The organism is Luteimonas galliterrae, assembly GCF_023374055.1.
In the GTDB taxonomy this organism is placed as follows: domain Bacteria; phylum Pseudomonadota; class Gammaproteobacteria; order Xanthomonadales; family Xanthomonadaceae; genus Luteimonas_C; species Luteimonas_C galliterrae.
Genome location: NZ_JAMBEP010000002.1, coordinates 147,150 through 171,790, shown reverse-complemented (window position 1 = coordinate 171,790; position 24,641 = coordinate 147,150). Strand labels below are relative to the sequence as shown.

At 66.2% G+C, this 24,641-nt stretch carries 28 protein-coding genes; 8 read left to right on the top strand and 20 right to left on the bottom strand.

What is annotated here, in order from left to right:
- Positions 1-30 precede the first annotated feature (30 nt).
- Genes lptB through M2650_RS11445 form a run of 5 tightly spaced genes read right to left on the bottom strand, consistent with a single transcriptional unit; the run spans position 31 to position 3,385 of the window.
- A complete protein-coding gene (gene lptB / locus M2650_RS11465) occupies positions 31-750 on the bottom strand; it encodes an LPS export ABC transporter ATP-binding protein (RefSeq protein ID WP_249474646.1) in 720 nt (239 codons plus the stop codon).
- Positions 750-1,283: a lipopolysaccharide transport periplasmic protein LptA gene (lptA, locus tag M2650_RS11460; protein ID WP_249474645.1), complete on the bottom strand. Its 534-nt coding sequence runs from the start codon at positions 1,281-1,283 to the stop codon at positions 750-752. The genes lptB and lptA overlap by 1 nt, the downstream gene beginning before the upstream one ends.
- Positions 1,261-1,827 carry an LPS export ABC transporter periplasmic protein LptC gene (lptC, locus tag M2650_RS11455; RefSeq protein ID WP_249474643.1) on the bottom strand — a complete coding sequence of 189 codons (567 nt, stop codon included), beginning with the start codon at positions 1,825-1,827 and terminating at the stop codon, positions 1,261-1,263. The genes lptA and lptC overlap by 23 nt, the downstream gene beginning before the upstream one ends.
- Complete coding sequence (locus M2650_RS11450) at positions 1,824-2,375, bottom strand: KdsC family phosphatase (RefSeq protein WP_249474641.1); 552 nt, start codon at positions 2,373-2,375, stop codon at positions 1,824-1,826. The genes lptC and M2650_RS11450 overlap by 4 nt, the downstream gene beginning before the upstream one ends.
- An 8-nt stretch (positions 2,376-2,383) precedes the next feature.
- Positions 2,384-3,385 (bottom strand): KpsF/GutQ family sugar-phosphate isomerase, encoded by a 1,002-nt coding sequence (locus M2650_RS11445; RefSeq protein WP_249474639.1) that lies wholly within the window; start codon positions 3,383-3,385, stop codon positions 2,384-2,386.
- Positions 3,386-3,525: 140 nt separating this feature from the next.
- On the opposite strand from M2650_RS11445, the gene M2650_RS11440 reads away from it, so the two are divergent.
- The 3 genes from M2650_RS11440 to M2650_RS11430 all read left to right on the top strand — a co-directional run bounded on the left by M2650_RS11440 (position 3,526) and on the right by M2650_RS11430 (position 5,442).
- Positions 3,526-3,762, top strand: coding sequence for a BolA family protein (locus M2650_RS11440; protein WP_249474638.1), 237 nt, complete (start codon positions 3,526-3,528; stop codon positions 3,760-3,762).
- A 106-nt stretch (positions 3,763-3,868) separates the two neighbouring features.
- Positions 3,869-5,125, top strand: coding sequence for a UDP-N-acetylglucosamine 1-carboxyvinyltransferase (gene murA, locus M2650_RS11435; protein ID WP_249474637.1), 1,257 nt, complete (start codon positions 3,869-3,871; stop codon positions 5,123-5,125).
- A gap of 2 nt (positions 5,126-5,127) precedes the next feature.
- A complete protein-coding gene (locus M2650_RS11430) occupies positions 5,128-5,442 on the top strand; it encodes an EF-hand domain-containing protein (RefSeq protein ID WP_249474636.1) in 315 nt (104 codons plus the stop codon).
- Between the two features lie 38 nt (positions 5,443-5,480).
- On the opposite strand, the gene M2650_RS11425 is transcribed toward M2650_RS11430, so the two are convergent.
- The 5 genes from M2650_RS11425 to purM are packed head-to-tail and all read right to left on the bottom strand — an operon-like array spanning position 5,481 to position 9,213.
- The gene (locus tag M2650_RS11425; RefSeq protein WP_249474635.1) at positions 5,481-6,173 is read right to left on the bottom strand and encodes a DUF3108 domain-containing protein; all 693 of its coding nucleotides are present in this window, start codon (positions 6,171-6,173) and stop codon (positions 5,481-5,483) included.
- Between the two features lie 2 nt (positions 6,174-6,175).
- Positions 6,176-6,976, bottom strand: a complete 801-nt coding sequence (locus tag M2650_RS11420) for a DUF3108 domain-containing protein (protein ID WP_249474633.1) — start codon at positions 6,974-6,976, stop codon at positions 6,176-6,178.
- Positions 6,973-7,638 (bottom strand): phosphoribosylglycinamide formyltransferase, encoded by a 666-nt coding sequence (gene purN, locus M2650_RS11415; protein WP_249475045.1) that lies wholly within the window; start codon positions 7,636-7,638, stop codon positions 6,973-6,975. The genes M2650_RS11420 and purN overlap by 4 nt, the downstream gene beginning before the upstream one ends.
- 5 nt (positions 7,639-7,643) lie before the next feature.
- Positions 7,644-8,135 (bottom strand): hypothetical protein, encoded by a 492-nt coding sequence (locus tag M2650_RS11410; RefSeq protein ID WP_249474631.1) that lies wholly within the window; start codon positions 8,133-8,135, stop codon positions 7,644-7,646.
- Positions 8,136-8,178: 43 nt separating this feature from the next.
- Positions 8,179-9,213 (bottom strand): phosphoribosylformylglycinamidine cyclo-ligase, encoded by a 1,035-nt coding sequence (purM, locus tag M2650_RS11405; protein WP_249474630.1) that lies wholly within the window; start codon positions 9,211-9,213, stop codon positions 8,179-8,181.
- Between the two features lie 123 nt (positions 9,214-9,336).
- Between purM and M2650_RS11400 the strand changes: the two genes are divergently transcribed.
- Genes M2650_RS11400 through hda form a run of 3 tightly spaced genes read left to right on the top strand, consistent with a single transcriptional unit; the run spans position 9,337 to position 12,286 of the window.
- Positions 9,337-10,410 carry a DUF2066 domain-containing protein gene (locus M2650_RS11400; protein WP_249474629.1) on the top strand — a complete coding sequence of 358 codons (1,074 nt, stop codon included), beginning with the start codon at positions 9,337-9,339 and terminating at the stop codon, positions 10,408-10,410.
- Positions 10,411-10,415: 5 nt separating this feature from the next.
- Complete coding sequence (locus M2650_RS11395) at positions 10,416-11,591, top strand: AI-2E family transporter (RefSeq protein WP_249475043.1); 1,176 nt, start codon at positions 10,416-10,418, stop codon at positions 11,589-11,591.
- The gene (gene hda, locus M2650_RS11390) at positions 11,588-12,286 is read left to right on the top strand and encodes a DnaA regulatory inactivator Hda (protein ID WP_249474628.1); all 699 of its coding nucleotides are present in this window, start codon (positions 11,588-11,590) and stop codon (positions 12,284-12,286) included. The genes M2650_RS11395 and hda overlap by 4 nt, the downstream gene beginning before the upstream one ends.
- 172 nt (positions 12,287-12,458) lie before the next feature.
- Here hda and murU read toward each other — a convergent pair whose 3' ends face one another.
- The 4 genes from murU to M2650_RS11370 form a co-directional block, all read right to left on the bottom strand.
- Positions 12,459-13,211, bottom strand: a complete 753-nt coding sequence (murU, locus tag M2650_RS11385; RefSeq protein ID WP_249474626.1) for an N-acetylmuramate alpha-1-phosphate uridylyltransferase MurU — start codon at positions 13,209-13,211, stop codon at positions 12,459-12,461.
- Positions 13,208-14,215: an aminoglycoside phosphotransferase family protein gene (locus M2650_RS11380; protein WP_249474624.1), complete on the bottom strand. Its 1,008-nt coding sequence runs from the start codon at positions 14,213-14,215 to the stop codon at positions 13,208-13,210. The genes murU and M2650_RS11380 overlap by 4 nt, the downstream gene beginning before the upstream one ends.
- A gap of 950 nt (positions 14,216-15,165) precedes the next feature.
- A complete protein-coding gene (locus M2650_RS11375; RefSeq protein WP_249475040.1) occupies positions 15,166-15,453 on the bottom strand; it encodes a GlsB/YeaQ/YmgE family stress response membrane protein in 288 nt (95 codons plus the stop codon).
- A gap of 69 nt (positions 15,454-15,522) precedes the next feature.
- Positions 15,523-17,013, bottom strand: a complete 1,491-nt coding sequence (locus M2650_RS11370; RefSeq protein WP_249474622.1) for a M20 family metallopeptidase — start codon at positions 17,011-17,013, stop codon at positions 15,523-15,525.
- Positions 17,014-17,209: 196 nt separating this feature from the next.
- Between M2650_RS11370 and M2650_RS11365 the strand changes: the two genes are divergently transcribed.
- Both M2650_RS11365 and M2650_RS11360 read left to right on the top strand, forming a co-directional pair.
- On the top strand, positions 17,210-17,542 hold the full coding sequence (locus M2650_RS11365; protein ID WP_249474620.1) for a ComEA family DNA-binding protein: 333 nt from the start codon (positions 17,210-17,212) through the stop codon (positions 17,540-17,542).
- 149 nt (positions 17,543-17,691) lie between these two features.
- Positions 17,692-18,288, top strand: coding sequence for a HutD/Ves family protein (locus M2650_RS11360; protein ID WP_249474618.1), 597 nt, complete (start codon positions 17,692-17,694; stop codon positions 18,286-18,288).
- A 918-nt stretch (positions 18,289-19,206) separates the two neighbouring features.
- On the opposite strand, the gene M2650_RS11355 is transcribed toward M2650_RS11360, so the two are convergent.
- The 6 genes from M2650_RS11355 to M2650_RS11330 all read right to left on the bottom strand — a co-directional run bounded on the left by M2650_RS11355 (position 19,207) and on the right by M2650_RS11330 (position 24,593).
- Positions 19,207-20,835 carry a flavodoxin domain-containing protein gene (locus M2650_RS11355; RefSeq protein WP_249475038.1) on the bottom strand — a complete coding sequence of 543 codons (1,629 nt, stop codon included), beginning with the start codon at positions 20,833-20,835 and terminating at the stop codon, positions 19,207-19,209.
- Between the two features lie 8 nt (positions 20,836-20,843).
- On the bottom strand, positions 20,844-21,809 hold the full coding sequence (locus M2650_RS11350; protein WP_249474616.1) for an FAD:protein FMN transferase: 966 nt from the start codon (positions 21,807-21,809) through the stop codon (positions 20,844-20,846).
- Positions 21,810-21,872: 63 nt separating this feature from the next.
- The gene (locus M2650_RS11345) at positions 21,873-22,679 is read right to left on the bottom strand and encodes a DUF4198 domain-containing protein (RefSeq protein WP_249474614.1); all 807 of its coding nucleotides are present in this window, start codon (positions 22,677-22,679) and stop codon (positions 21,873-21,875) included.
- 46 nt (positions 22,680-22,725) lie between these two features.
- Positions 22,726-23,241: a DUF2271 domain-containing protein gene (locus tag M2650_RS11340; protein ID WP_249474612.1), complete on the bottom strand. Its 516-nt coding sequence runs from the start codon at positions 23,239-23,241 to the stop codon at positions 22,726-22,728.
- Between the two features lie 21 nt (positions 23,242-23,262).
- A complete protein-coding gene (locus M2650_RS11335) occupies positions 23,263-23,910 on the bottom strand; it encodes a PepSY-associated TM helix domain-containing protein (protein WP_249474610.1) in 648 nt (215 codons plus the stop codon).
- On the bottom strand, positions 23,907-24,593 hold the full coding sequence (locus tag M2650_RS11330) for a Fe2+-dependent dioxygenase (RefSeq protein WP_249474608.1): 687 nt from the start codon (positions 24,591-24,593) through the stop codon (positions 23,907-23,909). The genes M2650_RS11335 and M2650_RS11330 overlap by 4 nt, the downstream gene beginning before the upstream one ends.
- Positions 24,594-24,641 lie beyond the last annotated feature (48 nt).

The following is a 24,641-nucleotide window of genomic DNA, read 5'->3' as shown; positions in this document are numbered from 1 at the left end:
ACGCATCCGGGCGGGCCCGGCGGCCGTGCGTTACAGGCGGAAACCTTCTCCGAGGTAGACGCGGCGGACATCCGGGTTCGACAGCAGCGCGTCCGGAGCCCCCTGCGCGAGCACGCCGCCTTCATGCAGGATATACGCGCGGTCGCAAATGCCCAAGGTCTCGCGGACGTTGTGGTCGGTGATCAGCACGCCGATCCCGCGGGCCTTGAGATGGCTGACGATACGTTGTATATCGCCCACCGAGATCGGGTCCACGCCCGCGAAAGGCTCGTCGAGCAGCATCAGCCGCGGACGGGCGGCCAGCGCGCGCGCGATCTCGACCCGGCGCCGTTCGCCGCCGGACAGGCTGGCGCCGATCTGCTCGGCCACATGGCCCACCTGCAGTTCGTCCATCAGGCTTGCCAGCTCTCGCTCGCGGCCGTCGGAATCGAGATCGTTGCGCAGCTCCAGCACCAGGCGCAGGTTGTCGGCCACGGTCAGCTTGCGGAATACCGAGGGTTCCTGCGGCAGATAGCCCACGCCCAGCTTGGCGCGGGTGTACATCGGTTCGGTGGTGATGTCGCGGCCGTCGAGCACGATCTCGCCGGCGTCGGCCGGCACCAGCCCCACGATCATGTAGAAGCAGGTGGTCTTGCCCGCGCCGTTGGGGCCTAGCAGGCCGACCACTTCGCCGGCGTCCAGCGTCAGCGCGAAATCGCGCACCACTTCGCGCGAACGGTAGGTTTTGCGCAGTCCGCGCGCGACCAGCATTACTTCTTCCCTTGAGCGGGCTGGGCCTGCGCGGACTTGGGCATGATCGTGGTCTTGACCCGGCCGCCGCTGCCGTCGCCGCCGCTGTCGATGCGGCCGGTCTTCATGTTGTAGCTGATCCGCGGGCCGCTGGTGCTGCCGCGCGGCTGCTCCACGAAGGCGTTGCCGATCAGCACGATGTTTTCGCCGATCATGTCGTAATCGATCTTGTCGGCGCGAGCGGTCATCGGCGAGCCGTCGTCCATCTGCTGTTTCATCACCACCGGCGCGCCGGTGAACACGACGCGGCTGGCTTCGCCGTTCTTCAGCGTGACTTCGGCGCGCTGCGATCGGATGTCCAGCGAACCCTGCTGGATCTGCACGTTGCCGCTGATCACGTTGACGCTGTTGTCGGTGTAGGTGCCGGCCTGCTGGTCCGACGAGATGTTCATCGGCTGGTTGCGGTCGGTGGTCTTGGCCGCGACCGAGGCGACGGAAGCCGCCGCCAGCATGGCGCAGAGCAGGGCGAGGCTAACGGCGGGTCGAAGGGTCATAGCTGGATCGGACCTGTGATTTGAACTGGTATTGCTTGGTCTTCAAATTGGTTTCGAAGCCGCGACCGCGCAGTATAAAACCCGGCTGGGTGACGGTGACCAATTCGGGCGTGCGAGCCAGGCTCGCGTCGGGGAATACGTTCAGCTGTGAAGTGACCATCTTCACGGGACGCGCGGTCCCGGGGGGGCTGTCGACGTTCACATCGCCCGTCAGCCGGACCTCGTCGGCCTTGGCGCTCACCCAGGCGCTGCGCGAGCGGGTCTGCCAATAGGCCCCATCTTTGTCCGGGAACAGGAACAGCGGCGTATCCAACGTCATCGTCTTGTCGTCCGGGCGCCGCTTGAGGTGCGGGGCGCGCAGGGTGAAGGCTTCCTTGCCCTGCTTGTCCAGCGCGACCACTTCGAAATCCTTCAGCACGTAATCGGGACGATCGCTGCGTACGGCCGAAGGCTGGCCGCGCTGGTGCTGTTTCCACAGCGACCAGCCGCTGAACACCGCGGCCAGCAGCAGCAACAGGCCCAGCAGCCCGCGCCAGGTGGTCATCGGCCCAGGGCCTTCTGCAGCAGGCCTTCGGTGCGGCCCTGCGCGCTCAGCACCAGATCGCAGAATTCGCGCGCCGCGCCTTCGCCGCCGTGCGCCTGGGTCTGCCAGTGCACGTGCGGCAGCATCGCCGCATGCGCATTGGCCGGCGCTACGGCCAGGCCGGCGCGCGACATCACCGCCAGATCGGGCAGGTCGTCGCCCATGAAGGCGGTCTCTTCCAGCCCCACGCCCAGGCGCTGCGCGAGCGCGCGCACGCAGGCGAGCTTGTCCTCGACGCCGATGAAGGCTTCCACGCCCAAATCGGCAGCGCGTTTCTCGGCTGCCAGGCTGGCGCGCGCGGTGACGAAGGCGACATGGACGCCATGCTTGCGCAGCAATACCAGGCCTTGGCCGTCGAGCACGTGGAAGGCTTTCGACTCGCGCCCTTCGCTATCGAAATACAGGCGGCCGTCGGTCAGCGTGCCGTCGACGTCGAAACAGGCCAGCTTGATCCGCGCGGCGCGCGCGAGCAGATCGGAGTCGTAGGCGATGGGCGGGGGAGAATGCACGGTACCGGTTAAACCACGCGCGCGCGCAACAGGTCATGAATATTGAGCGCGCCCACCACGCGGCGCTCGCCGTCCACCACGAGCAATGCGTTGATCTTGTGCGCCTCCATCAGTTGCGCGGCCTCCACCGCCAGCCGGTCCGGCGCGATGGTCTTGGGCGAATGGGTCATCACTTCGGCGATGCGCGTGTTGCGCAGGTCGGCGCGATCGTCGTCCAGCGTGCGGCGCAGGTCGCCGTCGGTGAACAGGCCGAGCAGCCGGTCTTCGGCATCGACCACCGCGGTCATGCCCAGGCGCTTGCGGCTCATTTCCACCAGCGCTTCGCTCAGGCGCGCGGTTTCGCGGACCTTCGGCACTTCGCTGCCGGCGTGCATCACATCGGCGATATGCAGCAGCAGGCGGCGGCCGAGCGTGCCGGCCGGATGCGAACGCGCGAAATCGTCGGCGGTGAAGCCCCGCGCTTCCAGCAGCGCCACCGCCAGCGCGTCGCCCATCGCCAGCGATGCGGTGGTGCTGGAGGTCGGCGCAAGGTCGAGCGGACAGGCTTCGGTCGGCACGCTCACGTCCAGATGCACGTCGGCTTCGCCGGCCAGCGTCGACGACGGCCGGCCGGTCATCGCGACCAGTCGGTTGCCCTGGCGCTTGAGCACCGGCAGCAGCATCAGCACTTCGTCGCTCTCGCCGGAATAGGACAGGGCCAGCACCACGTCGGCGTCGGTGATCATGCCCAGGTCGCCGTGGCCGGCCTCGCCCGGATGCACGTAGAACGCAGGCGTGCCGGTGGAGGCCAGCGTCGCGGCGATCTTGCGTGCGATGTGGCCGGACTTGCCCATGCCGGTGCAGACCACGCGGCCGTGCGCGGCCAGGATCAGCTCGCAGGCGGCGGAGAAGGCGCCGTCGATGCGCGCGCCCACGGCGTCCAGGCCGCGCGCCTCGATCTCGAACACGCGGCGGCCGCTGACGGCCAGCGAGCTGGGCGCGGTGCGGGTAGCGGGAAGGTCGTTTGCCATTTCGTGGACGCGGGCTTTCCGCTAGGCTATTGCGGTCATTTTACGCGCTTCGCCCGCCAAAACCGCACTTCACGCCGCGGCAGCGGCCCGGCCGGCGCCAGTCCTCGTTTTTTCCCGATCCTGCAGGCGGTTCTCCCACATTGGACGCAAACACCATCCGTGACCTGATCGAAAAAGGCCTGCCCGGCGCGAGCGCCGCGGTTTCCGGCGCCGACGGCGTGCATTTCGAGGCGACGGTAGTGGCCGAAGCGTTCCGCGGCAAGCTGCCGCTGGCCCGGCACCGCCTGGTCTACGCCACGCTCGGCGAGCGCATGGGTGGCGAGATCCATGCGCTGGCGCTGAAGACGTTGACGCCGGAAGAAGCCGGGACGGCTTAGGTTTCGCAGGTGCGAATTCATTCGCACGCTTTAATTTCTCCGAACGGCTTGAAAGCGTGCGAATGAATTCGCACCTGCAAAGGCCGGTCATCGCAATCGGACACCCATGCAAAAGATCGTAGTCACCGGCGGCACGCCGCTCCACGGCGAAGTCCGCATCTCCGGCGCCAAGAACGCCGTGCTGCCCATCCTCTGCGCGGCGCTGCTGGCCGACGAGCCGGTGACGATCAGCAATGTGCCCCATCTGCACGACGTCAAGACCACGATGCGCCTGTTGGCCGAACTCGGCGTGAAGGTCGGCGAGAACGGCGGCTCCGAATTGACGCTCGATGCGCGCGATGTGCACAGCCACGTCGCACCCTACGAACTGGTCAAGACGATGCGCGCCTCGGTGCTGGTGCTGGGGCCGTTGCTGGCGCGCTTCGGCGACGCCGAAGTGTCGTTGCCCGGCGGGTGCGCGATCGGCTCGCGGCCGGTCGACCTGCACATCAAGGGCCTGCAGGCGCTGGGCGCGGACATCAACGTCGATCACGGCTTCATCAAAGCCCGCGCCGGCCGCTTGAAGGGCGCGCGGGTGGTCTTCGACACGGTGTCGGTCGGCGCCACCGAGAACGTGCTGATGGCCGCGGCGCTCGCCTCGGGCACCAGCGTGCTGGAAAACGCAGCGATGGAGCCGGAGATCGTCGACCTGGCCGACTGCCTCAACGCGCTCGGCGCCGATATCGAAGGCGCCGGCAGCGCGCGCATCGTGGTGCGCGGCGTCGAACGCCTGCACGGCGGCGCGCATGCGGTGCTGCCCGACCGGATCGAGACCGGCACCTTCCTGGTGGCCGCGGCGATGACCGGTGGCCGCGTCACCGCCACCCACGCGCGCCCGGACACGCTGCACGCGGTGCTGGCCAAGCTCGAGGAGGCCGGGGCGCATATCGATAGCGATGCCGACAGCATCACCCTGGACATGGGCGGCCGGCGGCCGAAGGCGGTGAACATCGTCACCGCGCCGCATCCCGCGTTCCCCACCGACATGCAGGCGCAGTTCATGGCGCTGGACTGCATCGCGCAGGGCGTGGGCAGCATCGACGAGACCATCTTCGAGAACCGCTTCATGCACGTGCAGGAGCTGATGCGGCTGGGCGCCGACATCCGCGTCGACGGCAACCACGCCACCGTGCACGGCGTTGCGCAGCTCAGCGGCGCGCCGGTGATGGCGACCGACCTGCGCGCCTCGGCCTCGCTGATCCTGGCCGGCCTGGTCGCCGACGGCGACACCACGATCGACCGCATCTACCATCTCGACCGCGGTTACGAGAACATCGAGCAGAAGCTGAGCGGCCTGGGCGCGCGGATACGCCGGATCGGATGAGCATGAATAAGGCTCCACGCAGCCGTTTCGGCATGCGCCGCAAGATATTCCTCGGCCTGTTCCTGTTGCTCGTCGCTTATGCCGGCTATGCGTATTACGCCGGGCTGGCGTTCATCGCCGGCATCCCCAACAGCGAGATGGATTGGAACGGCGACGGCACCGTGACTTCGACCGAGGTCGCGCAGGCCTGGTATGCGGTGATCGTGAAGAATACGCGCCAGGGGCAGCGCGAGTGCAACGCGTTCTACTGGCGCGGCAGCGACGAAGCGTTCCGCGTGCAGTGCCGCACGACGATGGCGCCGGCCGAAGAAGGCTGAATTCTCTCCCTCTCCCATTTGCGGGAGAGGGCTTCGCATCAGCGCATCGCCTGCAGCGTCAGATCCATCTCGTCCTGGCCGTTCCTGCGCTGCAGGATGCGCGCCGGCACCGGCAAGCCTTCGACCACCCAAGCGACGGTCTGCTTCTCGCCGTCGTTGCGCACTACTTTGGTGGCGGATTGGGACTTGCCTTGCACCGTGATCGTTTCCTTGCCGGCGACTTCGTAGCTGAGCTGCTTGGCGCGGCCGTCCTCGACCATGCGGTAGTTCAACGGTTTGCCGGCGGCGACGTCGCGCGCGATCGCCAGATTGATCAGCATGCCGTCCATGTCGCCGGCTTTCAGCTTGACGGGGCCGGCGCGGTCGGCCTTGACGTCGCCGCTCCAGCGCGCCTCGCCCTTGTCCCAATCGTAGGTCGCGATCTTGTTGACCTTCTTGATCAGCACGAACGAAGAGTCGTTGCTGGACAACGGACGCCATTGCCCGCCGCGGTCCTCGAACACGGTCGACTGGGTGAGGTTGGCGACGTTGCTGCGGATGGTGAGCGTGTATTTCCAGCGGTTGCCGCCTTCGGGCGCGAGCGTCATCTTGCCGTTGCCGACCATGCCCATGTAGTGGGCCTGGTAGTCGGCAGTGAATGCATCGATCGCCGCAGCCGGAAAGCTGGCGGCGGCGAGCGCGGCGGCGAAGGTTGCGGTCGCTGCGGAGAAGATTCGGCTTTTGGCGTTCATGCTCACTGGCTCCTGGTGTACTGGATGAGGCGCAGGTCGGTGACGTCCTGGCCGTCCTTGCGCTGCACCATGCGGATCGGCGTCGGCACGCCGTACGAGACCCACAGAATGGTCTCTTCACTGCCGCTGCGCACGCGGTTGACGCGCATCGCGTTGTAGTCGAGGTCGTCGACGGTGACTTTCTCGAGTTCTGGCGAGACCAGATATTCGTGGTTGCGCACGCGGCCGTCGTCGACGAAGCGGTATTGGAGCTGCTTGCCCGGCGTCGCGTCGCGCACGATCGCCAGGTTGATCAGCAACGCGCTCATGTCGCCGTCCTGCAGCGGCACCGCGGCGCGGCGATCCTTCTTGACGTCGCCCTGCCAGATCGCCGAATGCGTGCTCCAGTCGTACACGCCGGTGTTCTTCTTGCCCGAGAACAGCGCATGGCGCACGGTGCTCTGGCTCAACGGGCGGTATTGGCCGTCGGCGACGTCGAACAGCGTGCTCTGTTCGATGTTGAGCCCCACCAGCCGAACCAGGCCGCGCGTGCCGCGCAGGCCCAGGTCGACGCGCCAACGGTCCGCTTCCAGCCTGACCACCTGCAGCGTCGCGTCGCCGACGCGCTTGCCGTCGCGGTACACCTGGTAATCGGCCACGAACGGTTGCAGCGGCGCCTGCGCGGGCGCTGCGAGCGGCAGCAGGGCGGGATCGGTCGCCGCGGCGTCCTGAGCCGGCACCGCCTCCTGCTGCTGCGGAGCGGTTTCCTGCGCATGCGCGAGAGCGAACGGCAGCGACACGAGCAGGGCGAGGGGACGGATCATTCGTTTCCAGAAGGTGCGAGTCGGCCGGCGCAATCTAAGTGCAGCGGCGTAAACAGGGTATGACCATCCACGGTTACGGTTGTTCCGCGTTCATTAAGACGGCCGGAAACCGCCAGCTGCAGCACGGCCACCAGCAGCGGATGCTCGCGTTCCAGCACGCGCCGGGCCAGGGATTCCGGGTCGTCGCCGGGCAGGATGGGGATCCGCGCCTGCGCGATCACGCTGCCTGCGTCCAATTCCGGTATCACGAAGTGCACGCTGACGCCATGCTCCGTGTCGCCGGCTTCCAGGGCCCTGGCGTGGGTCTTCAGGCCGCGGTATTTGGGCAGCAGCGACGGGTGGATGTTGAGCAGGCGTCCGCGGAAGCGTTCGACGAAAGCGTCGCCCAGGATGCGCAGATAGCCGGCGCAGACGATCCAGTCCGCCGCGCTGGCGGCGACCGCATCGGCCAGTTCGCGGTCGAAGCTCTCGCGGTCCGCGTAGGATTTCGCGTCGCGGCTCCAGCGCAGCGCCGGCGGCACGCGTTGCAAGGCCTGCGCCGCCGGTTTGTCGGAAAACACGCCGACGATTTCGGCATCGAGGCCGCCGGCGGCGATCGCATCGAGCAGGGCCTGCAGATTGCTGCCGCGACCCGATGCGAGTACGGCGATGCGCGGCTTCATCTGTTTCAACGGGAGACCGTGGGCCGACGGGCGCCCTCGGTCGAGCCAGCTTCCAGAAGAGACTTGAGCTTATTGCGCGCCTTGATCGCCTCCGGAAAGAATCCGGCAGCCAGCAGCAAGGCGCCGAACGCGAACATGCCGGCGGGCATCGCCGTCTTGGACGTCAAGCCGCTGCTGGAAACCGCCGTCAATGCCATGAAGCCGACTACTCCCAGCCAGAACGCCATGAACAGCGCTGCGAAGACGTTCAGGCGCATCGTTACTTCGATCAGCGACCCGGGAAATTCGGGAGTGATTTTCCCTTTGATCACCGGGAGGAAAGAGTTGCGATAGCGGATGTTACGATGGATCGAAAAACGGTCGTTATCCGTTTCGCCGATGAAATACTCGTTGCTGGGCACGCCGCCCAAGCTGAAAACCCCCGACAACATTTCGCCGAAGCCCAATTCGTCCCGGACCGACGACGCCAGCCGTTGCATGGCATCGGCCGGGGACAATCGCGTACGCATCCGCAACCGATAAAAGGGCATCCGTCCGTTCCTAGGCGATCTTGACGCGTTCGCCATCGCTTGCGGAGACCACCGCGCCGATCTTGCGATGCGCCAGACCGAGCCGATCGAGATCGCTCTCGATCGCGGCGACATCGCCCGGCGCCGCCACCAGCACGAAGCCGACGCCGCAGTTGAACGTGCGCCACATCTCCTCGCGCGGCACCGCGCCTTCGCGCTGCAGCCAGTCGAACACCGGCGGCAACACGATCGCGGAGGCTTCGATGTCCAGACCCAGGCCGTCGGGAACCACGCGGATGATGTTCTCGGTGAGGCCGCCGCCGGTGATGTGCGCCATCGCATGCAGGTCGTGCTTGCCGAGCAGTTCGAGGATCGGTTTGACGTACAGCGCAGTCGGCGCCATCAGCGCGTCGATCAGCTTGACGCCGCCCACTTCGACATCGGCCGGGCGGCCGGCACGGTCGTAGATGCGGCGGATCAGCGAATAGCCGTTGGAGTGCGGGCCGCTGGACGCGATGCCGATCAGCACGTCGCCCGCGCGCACTTTGGCGCCGTCGAGCAGCTTCGATTTCTCCACCGCGCCGACGGTGAAGCCGGCCAGGTCGTATTCGCCCGGCGGATACATATCGGGCATCTCGGCGGTCTCGCCGCCGATCAGCGCGCAGCCGGCCAGTTCGCAGCCTTTGGCGATGCCGCCGACCACGGCGACCGTGGTATCCACGTCCAACTTGCCGGTGGCGAAATAGTCCAGGAAGAACAGCGGCTCGGCGCCCTGCACCAGCACATCGTTCACGCACATGCCGACCAAGTCGATGCCGATCGTGTCGTGCCGGTTCAGCTGTTGCGCCAATTTGAGTTTGGTGCCGACGCCGTCGGTGCCCGAAACCAGCACAGGTTCTTTGTATTTGCCGGACAGGTCGAACAGCGCGCCGAAACCGCCCAGGCCGCCCATCACCTCGGGCCTGAAACTGCGCTTGACCAGCGGTTTGATGCGTTCGACGACTTCGTTGCCGGCATCGATATCGACGCCGGCATCGCGGTAGGTGAGTGGGGTGGGAGTCGTCACGGCTGCTCGCAGGTCGCTGGGACGGCGATTTTAGCAGTGCCGGGCGCGCCGACATGGACGCCGGAGCCCCGCTGCGGCACCATTTCGGCTGGCGCGGCACGATCGCGTGGCAGGATAGGGACGATGCATCGAGCAATCCGATGGGCCGGAACGACGATTTGGCTGCTTGCGGGCGTGTTGGCACTGGCCGGCACGGCATCCGCACAGCGGGTCGAAGGCGACCGCGCCGGCGCGCAGGGCGTCTACGAGGCCGAAGTTCCGGTCAACAGCCAGAGCGAGAGCGAGCGCAATGCCGGTTTGGCGCGTGCGCTGGCGCAGGTGCTGGGCAAATTGTCGGGCGAGGGCAATGCCGCGATGCGCCCCGGCGTGGGCCAGGAGCTGCGCCGTGCCAAGGACTACGTGAAGAGCTACGACTACCGCCAGGACGAAGGCGTCTCGGCCAGCGGCGCGCCGACCTTCCGCACCACGCTGATCGCCCGCTTCGACCAGGACAAGGTCGACGGCATGGCCGCCTCGCTGGGCGTGCCCGTGTGGCCGGAACCGCGGCCCAAGCCGGTGATCTGGCTGGCGATCGACGACGGCAAGGGCCCGCGCCTGGTCGCCCTGCCGCAGAACAACGTCGCCAGGCCGCTGACCCAGCGCGCCGTCGAGCGCGGCTATCGCCTCGGTTTGCCGGGCGGTTCCGCCGCCGAACAGGCCGCGGTCGGCGCGATCTGGCGCGGCGACACCGGCGCCATCGCTCGGCTCTCGTCGCGCTACAGCCCGCCGATGCAGCTGATCGGCAAGCTATACCGCGCCAAGGGCGGCTGGACCGCCGACTGGACATTCGTCGACAACGGCAAGGTGCTGCTGCAGAAGTCGGTCGATTCCGGCGATGCGCGCCGCGCGCTGGCCTCGGGCGCGGATGTCGCCGGCGACGCGCTGTCGCGCAAGTACGCCAAGCGCAATGCGGTCGGCCCGGCCGGCACTTACCGCGTCGCCTTCACCGGTGTGGACAGCGCCGAAGACTTCATCCGTCTCTCCGCCTACCTGCAGAAGTTGCCGGTGGTGCGGAAGGTCACGCCCGCTCGTGCCACGCCGACCGCGATCGAATACGACCTGGAACTGGTGACCGGCATCGCCGGCCTCAAGCGCATGGCCGACGAGGACGTGCTGGTCGGCGGCGACGGCGAGCCCGCCACGTTCGAGCTGCGCTGATGGCCATGCCGCCGAGCAACGACATGGCTATGGCCGACATCGCGCTGTTCCTCAAGCGCCTGCAATGGGGCCTGATCGCGCTCGCCGCCGGCTGGCTGGTGTGGCTGCTGGCGCCGATCCTGACCCCGTTCGTGATGGCGGCCTTGCTCGGCTGGCTCGGCGACCCGCTGGTCGACCGGCTGCAGCGCGCCGGACGCTCGCGCAATGTCGCGGTCACGCTGGTGTTCGTGACGATGGCGCTGCTGATGGTGCTGGTGCTGCTGTTGTTGGTGCCGGTGATCGAAGAGCAGATCACCACGCTGGTCGAATCGCTGCCGCATTACCGCGACTGGATCATGCAGACCGCGCTGCCCTGGCTGGAGAAGAAGACCGGCCTGCAGTTGACGGTATGGCTGGATTTGAACCACATCATCGAACTCGTGCGCGGCAACTGGGAGCGTGCGGGCGGCGTCGCCGCCACCATGCTGGGCTATCTCTCCCGCTCGGGTTTCGCCGTGCTGGCCTGGGTCGCGAACATCGTGCTGCTGCCAGTGCTGACCTTCTTCCTGCTGCGCGACTGGGACATCTTCGTCGAGCGCGCCGCAGCGCTGGTGCCGCGCAAGCACATCGACACCGTGTCGCGGCTGGCGCACGAATCCAGCGAAGTGCTGGGCGGCTTTCTGCGCGGCCAGCTGCTGGTGATGGTGATCCTGGGCATCATGTACGGCCTGGGCCTGTGGCTGGTGGGGCTGGACCTGGGCATCCTGATCGGCATCATCGCCGGCTTGTTCACTTTCGTGCCTTATCTGGGCCCGACCAGCGGCGTGGTGTTCGGCGTGATCGCCGCGCTGGTGCAGTACGGCGATTGGAAACACGTGGCCGGCGTACTGGCGGTGTTCGGCATCGGCCAGGTGATCGAGAGCTATTGGCTGACGCCCAAGCTGGTAGGCGACCGCATCGGTCTGCATCCGGTCGCCGTGATCTTCGCGGTGCTGGCGGGCGGGCAGCTGTTCGGCTTCCTGGGCATGCTGCTGGCGCTGCCGGTCGCGGCCATCGCCAACGTGCTGCTGCGCTATGCGCACCAGCGCTACACGCACAGCAAGCTTTACGGCGGCGACGGGCCCGAGATCCTGCTCGATCCGCACGCCAGCCCAGGCGGCATCATCGTGCCGGAAGAGCATCAGGGCGCCGACAAGGCGTGAGCGCGCAACTGCCGCTGGCATTGCGCTACTCGCCCGACCAGCGCTTCGAAACCTTCGTCGGAGCGCCGGCCGGCGCTATCGCCGCGTTGCGGGCGTTGGCCGAAGGCGCATCGGCCGATTGGCTGTACTTGTCCGGCCAAGGCGGCGTCGGCAAGACGCATCTGGCGCTGGCCGCCTGCGCGGCCGCCGAGCAGGCGGGCCGCTGCGCCGCTTATCTGCCGCTGAGCGCGGCCGCGGGTCGCCTGCGCGAGGCGCTGGACGCGCTGGAAGGCAACGATGTGATCGCGCTGGACGGGATCGAATCGATCGTCGGCAGCAGAGACGACGAGATCGCGCTGTTCGATTTCCACAACCGCGCCCGCAGCGCCGGGCTCAACGCGCTGTACACCGCCGCGGCGATGCCGGACGGGCTGGCGCTGGGCCTGCCCGATTTGCGCTCGCGCCTATCGCAATGCGTGCGCATCGCGTTGCTGCCGCTGGGCGACGATGGGCGCAAGGAAGTGCTGCGCGAGCGCGCGAAACGGCGAGGGCTGGTGTTCGACGACGCCGCCATCGACTGGTTGCTCAAGCGCGCCGACCGCGATCTGGCGTCGCTGACCGGGTTGCTGGACAAGCTCGACCGCGCCTCGCTCGCGGCGCAGCGCAAGGTCACGGTGCCGTTCCTTCGCGAAGTGCTGGACGCAGATCCTTCCTGATGCTTGTAGGAACGGTTTTTTGTAGGAGCGGCTTCAGCCGCGAGCTTTTTTTCTTTTCATCCCGAGCGTAGCGAGGGATCTGCTTGGTCGACTAAGCAGATCCCTCGCTACGCTCGGATGACAGCTAAGAGCAAGAGCTCGCGGCTGAAGCCGCTCCTACAAAAGCTCGCTGCTACGAAGCGCGAAGGCTTTCGTCGAGCTGCGCAAGCCGCTCCGGCGTGCCCACGTCGGTCCACCGGCCGCGGTGGTGCTCGCCCGAGACGCCGCGACGCGCCATTGCCGCACGCAGCAGCGGCGCCAGCTTGAAGCGTGGCGGCGTTTCGTCCACGCCCGGGGCATCGCCGATCACGCCGCGCCAACCATCGAACAGCGAAGGCCGGTAGACGCCGATGCCCGAGAACGTGAGCTTGCCCGCTGCGCCGCCGCCGAAGAACAGGCCCGTTGCGTTCGCGCCCGCAGGCACGGACTCGGCGGCCAGTAATCCATCGGCCGAGAGCGAGAAATCGCCCTGCGAGTGTTGCGGCGGGTTGTCGACCAGCACCAGGTGCGCCTGGCCGTGCGGTTCGCGCGGCAGCCTTGCGAAATCGTAGTCGGTCCAGATGTCGCCGTTCACCGCCATGAACGGCGCGTCGCCCAGTAGCGACAACGCGCGCAACATGCCGCCGCCGGTTTCCAGCGGCGTCGCGCCTTCATAGGAATACTGGATCGACAAGCCCCAGCGTGCGCCATCGCCGAGCGCCTGCGCGAACTGCTCGGCCAGCCAGCTGGTATTGATCACCACCTCGCGCACGCCTTGCGCCGCGAGTTTTTCCAGGTGCCAGGCGATCAGCGGCTTGCCACCGGCGACCAACAGGGGTTTGGGCGTGGCGTCGGTCAGCGGGCGCATGCGCTCGCCCAGGCCCGCTGCGAAAATCAAGGCCTTCATGCGGCCTGTTCCGCGAGCGCAGGGCGGATGCGGCGATCGAGCAGTTCCGCCAGCGCCGCCAGTTCCGGATGCCGCGGCAGCACTTCGTCGAGATAAGCGATGAAGCGCGGCGCATCCTGCAGGTAGTGCGGCTTGCCGTCGCGATATTCGAGTCTGGCGAAAATACCCAGGATCTTCAGATGCCGCTGCACGCCCAGCCAGTCCGCATCGCGCAGGAACGTGGTCCACGCCGGCACCGGCAGGCCGGCGGCGCGCGCACGCGCATGGTATTGCGCCAGCCAGCCGTCGACGCGTTCCAGCGGCCAGCTGAGGAAGGCGTCCTTGAACAGGCTGACCGGATCGTAGGCGATCGGGCCGCGCACGCAGTCCTGGAAATCCAGCACCGCGGGGCCTGGCGTGGCGGGCATCAGGTTGCGCGGCATGAAGTCGCGATGGGTCAGCACGAAGGTTTGCGCCAGCGCATTGTCCATCAGGCGGCGCTGCGCCAACTCCAGCCGGTCGATGTCGTCGCAATCCAGCAACAAGCCCAAGTGGCGGCGCAGGAACCATTCTTCGAACAGGCCCGCGTCGCGCTGCAACAGAGCTTCGCCGAATTCGCCCATGTCCGGTGGCGGCGCGATCGCCTGCAGCCGCAGCAACTGTTCGATGGCGGCTTCGAAGTAAGCATCGGCATTGCCTTCGTCGAGCACCTTGGCCAGCGTCGGGCCGCCCAGGTCTTCGAGCAATAGGAACCCCGCATCCGCATCGCGCGCCAGCACCTCCGGCACGCGCACGCCGCCGCGCTCCAGCAGGTCGCGCATGCGCAACCAGGGCCGCACGTCTTCCAACCCCGGCGGCGAGTCCATCACGATGCGGCTGGGTTCGCTGCCGAGCGTGCGCCAGTAGCTGCGGAAGCCGGCGTCCACCGATGCGCGTTGCAACTCGACGTCGGGGTCGCCCAAGACGCTGCGAGCCCAGTCGAGGCGGGCATGCTCTCGGTCGATGGAATCGGATGCGGCGCTCATGCGGGCTCCGGTGGCGAGGCGCATAGAGTAAACCGACCCCAGCCACTCCTGCTCTGTAGAGCGGGGTTTGCCCCGCTGCTCTTGCCCTTCAAGCCGTCATCCCCGCGAAGGCGGGGATCCAGCGCCTTTGCCGTTGCTCTGTGTAGAGCGGAGCTTGCTCCGCTGCCTTGGCTTGTGGGTTCTCGCGACCTGCCGGCCGTTCCGGCCGGGGTTTCGTCCGCTAAAACCGCGGCCGAGTTACTTTCTTTTTGTGGGGCCCAAAAAGAACAGTAACCAAAAGAAAAAGGGCCTTTGGAAGGGATCCCGGCGATGGGGTTACCTCGTGTTCTTGGCCACCGCTCGTCAGCCCTCGGGATTCCTCCGTCGCTTCGACATTCAGATGCGAGGCGATCGATCAGAACGCCTCCTTAGCGCAACTCCGCAAAAGCCACGTCACCCATAGGCTACGAATCAAAATCTAGTACCTGCGTAAGAAGGTCACCTGCGACGAAAGCCGGGCCGCTGGCGGGCTTTTAGTTGCGACGCATCGCACCGCAGTTCAGGCCCTTTCTTGGGTTACTTTCTTTGGGCCAACAAAGAAAGTGACCCGGGCACAGCCCGGAAGCCTTTATCCATGGCGCGAGTCGCAGCGCAAGCCGCCAGGACGCGGGCCTGGATCCCGGCCTTCGCCGGGATGACGGCTGAGGGGCAAGGGCAAGAGCAACATGGGTCCCAGCGTTCGCTGGGATGACGGCATGAGAGCGAACGGCTTAAGAGCGAGAGCAGCGGAGCAAGCTCCTCTCTACAGAGCCGGAGCAAGGGCAGCGGAGCAAGCTCCGCACTACAGAGCCGGAGCAAGAGCAGCGGGGCAAGTCCCACTCTACAAAGTCGGAGCAAAGTCACTGGATCCCCGCGTTCGCGGGGACGATGGCTTTAGGACAAAGGCAGGACAGTCGAACTCGAAACGGAATTCAGCGCGGCGGCAGCGTCGTGCGCTTGCGCCGGAACAGGCTGACGATGACCAGGATCACGATCGCGCCGATCAGCGCACCGACGAATCCCGCCGCCTGGCCGGGCGCATACCAGCCCATCCGCTGGCCGACGAAACTCGCCGCGACCGCGCCGGCGATGCCCAGCAGCGTGGTCAGGATGATGCCCATCTTGTCGTTGCCCGGCTTCAGGAAGCGCGCCAGCAAACCGACTACGAAACCGATCAGGATCGTGACGATCCAGTTGTTGTCGCCCAACAGGCCGCTCAAGTCTTCCATGCCCCCTCCGATGTGGAAAAGCCGGGCCGAGGATAACAGGACCCGGCAGCGGCGCCAGTGTCAGCAGCAGCCATGTTCCCCGTGCTGGTCGCCGCCGGCTACGGCGGCTACGCCGACGGTTTCGCCGCGCACGCTCGCGGCGTGATGCTCGGCGATCACCCGCGCCACCGAGGCGGTGACGCGCTTGCCCATCGGGATGTGCAGGAACTCGTTCGGACCGTGCGCATTGGAATGCGGACCCAGCACGCCGGTGATCATGAATTGCGCGCCCGGGAATTTCTCGCCGAGCATGCCCATGAACGGGATCGTGCCGCCTTCGCCCATATACATCGCAGGCGCCTTGAAGAATTCCAGGCTGGCGGCGTCGATCGCCTTTTCCAGCCACGGCGACATCGCCGGCGCGTTCCAACCGGTGGATGCTTTTTCCAGATCTAGCGTGACCTGCGCGCCGTTCGGCGGATCGCGCAGCAAAGCTTCCTTAAGCAGTCCGCCGCCGCGCTTGCCTTCCAGTGTCGGCGGCAGGCGCAGACTCAGCTTCACCGAGGTCGAAGGCCGCAGCACGTTGCCGGCCGATGACAGCGGCGGCAGGCCGTCGGCGCCGGTCACCGACAGCGCCGGCCGCCAAGTGCGGTTGAGCACCAGCTCGGTCAGGTCGTCGGCCATCGGTTTCATGCCCGGCAGGAACGGGAATTTGCTGTAGACCTCGTCGCCCAGCACTCCGGCGACTTTCTTGGCCTGGGCCAGGCGATCGGCGGGGATTTCGGCGTGCAGGCCTTCGACCAGGATGCGCCCGGTCTTCTCGTCCTCGATCCGCGACAGCAGCTGCCGCAACAGGCGGAAGCTCGACGGCACGATGCCCGACGCATCGCCCGAATGCACGCCTTCTTCGAGCACCTTCACCGTGAAATTGCCGCCGGCCATACCGCGCAGCGAAGTCGTGCACCACAGCTGGTCGTAGTTGCCGCAACCCGAATCCAGGCACACGACCAGCGACGGCTTGCCGATCCGGTCGGCGAGGTGGTCGACATAAGCGGGCAGGTCGTAGCTGCCCGATTCCTCGCAGGCCTCGATCAGCACCACGCAGCGCGCATGCGGCGCGCCCTGTTCCTGCAGCGCCTGGATCGCGGCCAGCGAACCGAAGATCGCATAGCCGTCGTCGGCGCCGCCGCGGCCGAAAAGCTTGTCGCCCTTGATCACCGGTTTCCACGGGCCCAAGTCGTCGTCCCAGCCGGTCATTTCCGGCTGCTTGTCCAGGTGTCCGTACAGCAGCACGCAATCGTCGCCGGTTTCCGGCCCGGTCGCGGGAATGTCGATGAAGATCAGCGGCGTGCGGCCTTCCAGCCGCACCACTTCCAGGTGCATGCCGGGGATCGACTGCGCCCGCGCCCAGGCTTCCATCAGCTTGACCGCGTCTTCCATGTAGCCGTTCTTCACCCAGTCCGCATCGAACATCGGCGACTTGTTGGGGATGCGGATGTATTCGACGAGCTGGGGAACGATGTCGTCGTCCCATTTCTCGGCAACGAACCTGTCGACTTTGTTGGCGTCCACGGCGGACCTTCGGTCTGGGAAGAAGAGCGCGGATTCTAGCGCCCGCGGCGTTAGCTAGGGGTTTTCCTAGGTCCGATCGCGGCCTAAGCCGTCTTCGGCATGGCTTGTACGGCGATATCGACCAAGTGGACTGCTGCCGAGACTGGATTCGCCAGCCGCGCACGGCTGGAAACCCACTCAAACACGGAGTTCCGTCATGAAACCTTTCAAGCTGGTCCTGAACTCGCTGCTGCTGTCCCTGGCGCTGCTCGGCAGCGCCCTGGCCGCCGACGAGAAGGTCAACATCAATACCGCCGACGCCGCCACACTGGATCGCGTGCTGATCAATGTCGGCGCGTCCAAGGCCGAAGCGATCGTCGCCTACCGCAAGGAAAACGGCGCGTTCAAGAGCCCCGAGCAGCTGGCCCAGGTCAAGGGCATCGGCCTGAAGACGGTCGAGAAGAATCGCGACCGCATCGTGGTCGGCGGTGCGGCGGCGCCGAAGCCGGCGGCGAAGACGGGCGCAGCCCCTCAAGCCGCGAAGCGCTGAACGAAGACCGCCGGGGCCCGGTTAAAACATATCGGTGCCGGTCCGGCGGCAGGCCGGGTAGGGGAGGGACGTCGCCCGGCTGCGCGCGAATGGCAGCCGGGCGGCGGTTTTGCCGTTTCCTAAGCCAGCCGCACCGCTAAACTCTTGCGATGAGCGAACGTACCGGAACCTCCTGGGTAGTCCCCGCCAACGAATACCGGCGCGAGCGCTGGAAGAACGGCGCCGGTTGGACGCGGGAGATCGCCCGCATGCCGGACGAGGCCGATGGTTGGCAATGGCGCCTGTCGATCGCCGAGATCGAGCAGGACTCGCTCTTCTCGATCTTCCCGGGCGTTCAGCGCGAGCTGGTGCTGTTGAGCGGCAACGGCTTGCGGCTGCGTTTCGACGATGGCGAGATCCATGTCCTGCAGCCGCCGCACGAACGGATACGCTTCAGCGGCGAACGCGGCGTGGTGGGCGAGCTCGTCGACGGCCCGACGCACGACTTCAATCTGATGTGGCGCCCGGATGCTGTCGATGCACAGCTGTGGCACCGGCCGCTGGTCGGGCCGATGGTGATCTTCATAGATCCGGGCGCGACCTGGGCCGTGTACTTGCTGGCGGGTACCGCGCGCTTCGTCGACGACTCCGGCCTGCCGCCGCTGGCCGCAGGCGATACCGCCTTCATGCAGGCCGATACCGAACGCCGGCGCCACGTCATGGAAGGCGCTGGCGGGGCGCTGTTGGTCAAGATCCAACCCAAGTAGCCGCATTCGCTCTGTAGAGCGGGGCTTGCCCGCTGCTCTTGTTTTTTGACTTAAGCCGTTATCCCCACGAAGGCGGGACTGCGGAGGCCGAAGGCCGTAGCGAGCATCTGCGTCAGCAGATGGCCTGAAGGGCGAGCGAAGCGAGTCATCCAGCGCTTTGCCCCCGCCGCTCTTTGCTTTTCGTAGGTGCGAATTCATTCGCACGCTTTTCGGCCTATCAAGAGCGTGTGAATGAATTCGCACCTACATTTGTAGAGCGGAGCTTGCTCCGCTGCCTTGGCTCGGGGGTTCTCGCGACCTGCCGGCCGTTCCGGCCGGGGTTTCGTCCGCTAAAACCGCGGCCGAGTTACTTTCTTTTTGATGGGCCCAAAAAGAGAAGTAACCAAAGAAAAAGGGCCTTTGGAAGGTATCCCGGCGATGGGGTTACCTCGTGTTCTTGGCTACCGCTCGCCCGCGCTCGGGATTCCTCCGTCGCTTCGACATTTGGATTCGAGGCGATCGACAAGAACTGCTCCTTAGCGCAACTCCGCAAAAGCCACGTCACCCATAGGCTACGAATCAAAATCTAGTACCTGCGCAAGAAGGTCACCTGCGACGAAAGCAGGTCCGCTGGCGGACTTACAGTCGCGACGCATCGCACCGCAGTTCAGGCCCTTTCTTGGGTTACTTTCTTTGGGCCAACAAAGAAAGTGACCCGGGCGCAGCCCGGAAGCCTTTGTCCATGGCGCGAGTCGCAGCGAGGCCCGCAAGCACGTGGACCTGGATCCCGGCCTGCGCCGGGATGACGGCTTAAGGGCAAGCGCACAAGCAAGATGGGTCCCAGCGTTCGCTGGGATGACGGCATGAGAGCAACGGCCTAAGAGCGAACGGCTTAAGAGCGAAGAGCAGCGGAGCAAGCTCCGCTATACAGAACAGAGCTTAGTAGACATCGCGGCGATAGCGGCCTTCGATGCGCATCCGCTCGACGAGATCGTCGCCCAGCAAGTCGCGCAACACCGCATCGACGCCTGGCGCCATTCCCTGCAGGCTGCCGCAGACGTAGATAGCGGCACCGGCTTGCATCCAGTCGCGCAGCGTTTCCCCAGCCGCCGCCAACGCATGTTGCACGTAGGCGCTTGCAGCGCCATCGCGAGAGAACGCCAGGTCCAGGCGTTCGATGAAGCCTTCATCTCGCCAACGCCGGATCTCGTCACCGTAGAAGAAATCGCGATCCGCGTTGCGTTCGCCGAACAGCAGCCAGTTGCGGCGTGCGCCGGCGGCGATGCGCGCCTTCAAGTGCGCACGCAAACCTGCCGCGCCTGTGCCGTTGCCGATCAAGATCAGCGGCCGCGCCGACGGCGGCGCGTGGAAATTGGGATTGCTGCGGATGCGCAGCGCGATCTCGCCGCCGAGCGCGGCGTAATCGCACAACCAGCCGCTGCCGATCCCCGGGCTGCCGTCCGGCCGCAGCATGCGCCGCAACAGCACATGGATGGCGCCGTCCGACGGCAGCGAAGCGATCGAGTATTCGCGGTGCGGCAACGGCTGCAGTTCCTCAGCGAAGGCCTGCGCATCGAGACCGCTGGCTTCGGCGAGGCTTGGCAGATGCGAGCGCGCCAATACTTCGTCGATCCGTTCGCGCTTGCCGTCGCGATCGACAGGCGTTGCCGCATCGAGCGACAAAGCCTCCAACAGCGCAGAAACGGCTTCCGGCGAATTGCGCGGGCCGATTTCGGCGATGTCGCCGGCCTGCCATGCGGGCATATCGTCCTGCGGCGGGAGCAGGGCGATATGGAAAGCGGCGGCGCCGGCGCTGCCGGGGTTCAGTTCGCGGCGCTCGGCCAGTCGCCAGGGCTGATAAGCCGGTGCGGTCCAATCGGGCAGGTCGGGCTGCCCTGCGATCAGCGACAGATGGTGCTGCCAATGGCGCAGTGCGCCTTCGTCGCCGTTGTCCACTTCCACCAGGTCGAACAGCGGTTCGGCGCCCGAATGCCGCAACCAATCGTCCACCGCATGGCCGAAGCCGCAGAAATGGTCGTACTCGCGGTCGCCCAACGCGAGTACGCCGTAACGCAGCGACGGCAACGGCGCTTGTCGGCCCATCGCATCGCGCACGAAAGCCAGCGCCGGGTCCGGCGCATCGCCTTCGCCGGTCGTGCTGACCACGAACAGCGCTCGTTCATAGCCGGCCAACGCCTCCGCTTGCAGGCGGCCGAGGTCGCGCAAATGCACGGCCAACCCGGCATCGCGCAGATTCTTGGCGCTGCGTTCGGCGAGCTGCTGCGCGAAACCGGTCTGGCTGGCATAAGCCAGCAACAGCTGCGATGGCGGCGCCTGTGCGTCCGTGCGCTCGTCGTCGGCGTGCCGGATCCGAGAACGCCGCAATATCCAGCCGCTGAAACCGAGATAGGCCAGCGCAGTGAAGCCCGCCGCCCACCAACGCGAGGTATCGGATGCTAGGGGCAACCACCTGCCATCGTGCAGCTTCAGGAAGGCGATCGCGATCGCAAGCAGGCACAGCAGCAGTGCGCCATTGCCGATGGCGGCACGCGAAGGCTGGGTGCGGATTGTGGTGCTCACGCGTCGACGTAGCTTTCGAACTGCGGCGTCGCGGTCGCGGCTTCGCCGTGCGCGACGAAACGCGCCGCCAAAGAATTCTTGCGTGCGAACGCCAGCCCCGCTTCGGCGCCCATCACGGTCAGCGCCGTGGCCCAGGCATCGGCGCGCATGGCATCGTCGGCGACGACGGTGACCGCCACCGGCGCGCGTTCAACCGGTTTGCCGGTCCGCGGATCGAGGGTGTGCGCATACTCGCGGCCTTCGTTTTCGTAACGGTGCCAACGGTCGCCGGACGTGGCCACGGCCTTGCCGGATAGCCGGAGGATGTGGGGAACTTCATCGTCGCGGTCCGGATCGGTTTCGACCAGCACGCGCCAGGGGGTTCCATCGGGCTTGCAGCCGTAGCCATACAGCTCTCCGCCGACTTCGACCAAGGCGTTTTCGATTCCGCGCTGCCGCAGATCCTTCGCTAGCAGGTCGACGGCATAGCCTTTTGCGATCGCCGACAAATCGACTTGCACGCCGCCGGGCTGCAAGGCTTCGCGCGAATCGGGCCGCAACGCGAGACGGTGCCAGCCGATCTTCGCGCTGGCCGCCGCAAGTTCCGCTGCATCCGGAATGCCCGATCTGCGGCCTTGCGGTCCGAAGCCCCACAGGTCGACCAATGGACCGACTGTCGGATCGAAAGCGCCGCCGCTGGCTTCGGCGATGCCCAGCGCGCAACTCAACACCGCGAACAGCGCTTCGGGCAGGAGAACCCAACTGCCGGCTGCGGCGCGATTGAAGCCGCTCAAATCCGAATCGTCTCGCCACGTGCTCATCTGCGACACCACCCGGTCCAACTGCATTTGTACGCCATCGTGCAGCGCGTGCATGGATGCGTGCGGCGCGACGAGCCTGATCGACCAGGTGGTGCCCATGGTTTCGCCGGCCAGCGTATCGATGGCGGGCGGCGCAGCGGTGGAGGAGATCGCAGAATTCATCGGTTCATGCATTCCCTCGCCCGGCATTCCGGGGCGAGGGCGCCTGCAGGCTGATGTTGCCGCCTACTGCGGCAACACTTCGAGCGTGGCCACGTAACCCAGGCGGCGCTGCTTCGCGCCCGGCACGGTGACCTTGTCGTCCTGCGACGTCGCTTCGAGCCAGTACATGCCCGGTTCCGGCCAGGTCACGGCGAATTCGCCGTTGGCGTCGGTCTTGAGCTTGATTTCGTCCTGCGCATTGCGGTAACGCGTGCCGCCGCGGATGATCTGCACGTCCAGGCCGGCTGCCGGCTTGCCGTCGATCTCCAAGCGGAACTTGGCCTCTTCCTTCGCGAACAGGTCGTTGGGGTGCGTTACCGGCACCATTTCAAGCCCATTGCCGCTCGGCTTGATCGCGGTGTCGTTGGGCGAGCCGTTGGTGACGAAGGTTTCGACGCGGCTGACCGATTGGCCCACCTGCAAACCCTTGGCGTTCTTGGGCACTTCGGCGGCGAACGTCGCCGGCGTGCCGCGCCAGCGCTTGGGCTGTCCGTTCTCTTCCCAGCTTGCGGTGGCGTAGTCGTTGATCACGCCGATGCGGTAGGTGCCGGTCTGCTTCAATTCGACGTCGAACACGCTGCGGTACTTGCCGGTCGCAGGATTGGATGGCGCTTGCTTGCTGCCGTCCGGCGCGACGATGGACAAGTTGTCCAGCTTCAACGGCACATGGTTGAAATAGAACAAGTCGTTGGACACCGCGGCGTCGACGGTGACGACCGGGTTCTCGCCTGCGATCACGGTTTGCGAAGGCTGCAGCCAAGCTTTGTGCGCCATCGCGGCGAACGGCAGCGTGGCCAGGGCGAAAGCGATTGCGAGCTTGGAACGTTTCATCGATGACTCCAGCGGATGCGAATGATGTCGGTAGATGTCGTGTCGGTCAGGGTTTGGCTGCGAGCGTGATTGCGCCCAGTTCGCTGCTGCCTTGCGCCTTGCCCGATTGCGGCGCCTTGATCGGCCAGACGAAAGGAATTTTCAGCAATTCGCGCCCGCCGACTTCGCGCGCGGCTTCCACCACCAGCGTGTAGTTGCCGGGCGCGAGCTTGGCGAGCTCGGGCTGCTTGTCGTCGAATTTGAGTGCGTGCTTGCCTGCCGGACGCGTGGGGCCGGTCACGCCATCGACCGGCACCTTCAAAGTGCGTCCCGAACGCCGCCACCATTGGCGCAGGTCGGGCAGCCACTTGGTGCCGTGGCCTTCCTTGGTGTCCTTGGTCATGTACCAGACCGCCAGGTTGGCCGCGGCTTTCTGGTCCGCGCCTTCGACCCACATCGCGACGTAGGGGCGATGGTACTCGGCGGCGTTGATGCGCGGGATCTCGACGTTGATCTCCAGCTCGGCGGCATAGACCGGCATGGCCAGCAGGGTGCCCAGCGCGATCGTCAGTTTGGCTCGCATATCGGTTTCTCGGTCGAAGGATCAGTGGATGAAAAGCAGAGCAAGCAACACCGGTATCACCAATCCCAGCCCCACATAAGGCCAGGTCATGCGCCGCTGCCGCGCATGCAGTTGCAGCAGGAACAAGCCGGTGATGCAGAAGACCAGGCAGGCCACAGCGAATACATCAATGAACCAGCCCCATGCCGGCCCGGAATTGCGGCCTTTGTGCAGATCGTTGAAGTAAGATATCCAGCCGCGGTCCGTGCGTTCGAACTCGACCGCGCCGTCGCCGCGTTGGATGCTGATCCAGGCATCGGTGCCGGGGCCGGGCATCGATAGGTACACTTCATCGGCCGACCATTCCGCATCGCGCGCGTCGACGCTGGTGCCCAACTGCTCGGCGAGCCATGCGACCACGCCTGCCGGCAGCGGCGCATTGCCTTGCTTGCGTTCGCCAAGCGACTCCAGCAACGGCGCGGGCAGCGTCAGCGTGCGATGCTCGACCTGCGGTTCGGACTCGATCTTGGACGCATGGTTCAGCGTGATGCCGGTGACCGCGAACAGCAGCATGCCGATCAGGCATACCGCAGAGCTGATCCAGTGCCATTGATGCAGGGTGCGCAACCAAAAACCGCGACGTTGCTGGCCGCTGATCGCGCTATCCGCGGAGCGGGAGGCGTCGCTCACGGTTCGGCCCAGCGCCGCAGCAGGTTGTGGTACACCCCGGTGAGCTGCACCAGCGCAGGATGCTCGGGCACCGATTGGGTCAACCGGCGGATCGAGACGTCCAGCTCGAACATGAGCCGCCGCTGCGCATCTTCGCGCAGCATGCTTTGGATCCAGAAGAAGGACGCCAACCGCGCGCCGCGCGTCACCGGCAACACCTTGTGCAAACTCGTGCCCGGATACAGCACCAGATCGCCTGCGGCCAATTTGACGCTCTGCGTGCCGAAGGTGTCTTCGATCACCAGTTCGCCGCCGTCGTAGTCTTCGGGCGCGCTCAGGAAGAGCGTCGCCGATAGATCCGTGCGCAGCGCTTCGGCGCGGCCGCCGCTGCGGTCGTAGCGGATGGCGTTGTCGACGTGGTAATCGAACGATTGCCCGCCGGCATAACGGTTGAACAACGGCGGGAACACGCGCTTGGGCAACGCCGCGGAGAAGAAGGTGCTATTGCGCGACAACGCCTCCAGAACGATCGCACCCAATTCGCGCGCCACTTCCGAATCCTCGGGCAGCTGCGCGTTGTCCTTGGCCTTGGCCGATTGGTGGCCGGCGGTGATGCGGCCGTCCGCCCAATCCGCGCTTTCCAGCCGCGCGCGGCAATGCGCCACTTGCTCGGCGGTCAGGACGTTGGCGATCGGCAGCAGCATGGCGTTTTCCCGGGACGGCGCGCCGCGGAGGGGCGGCGCGCCATTTTG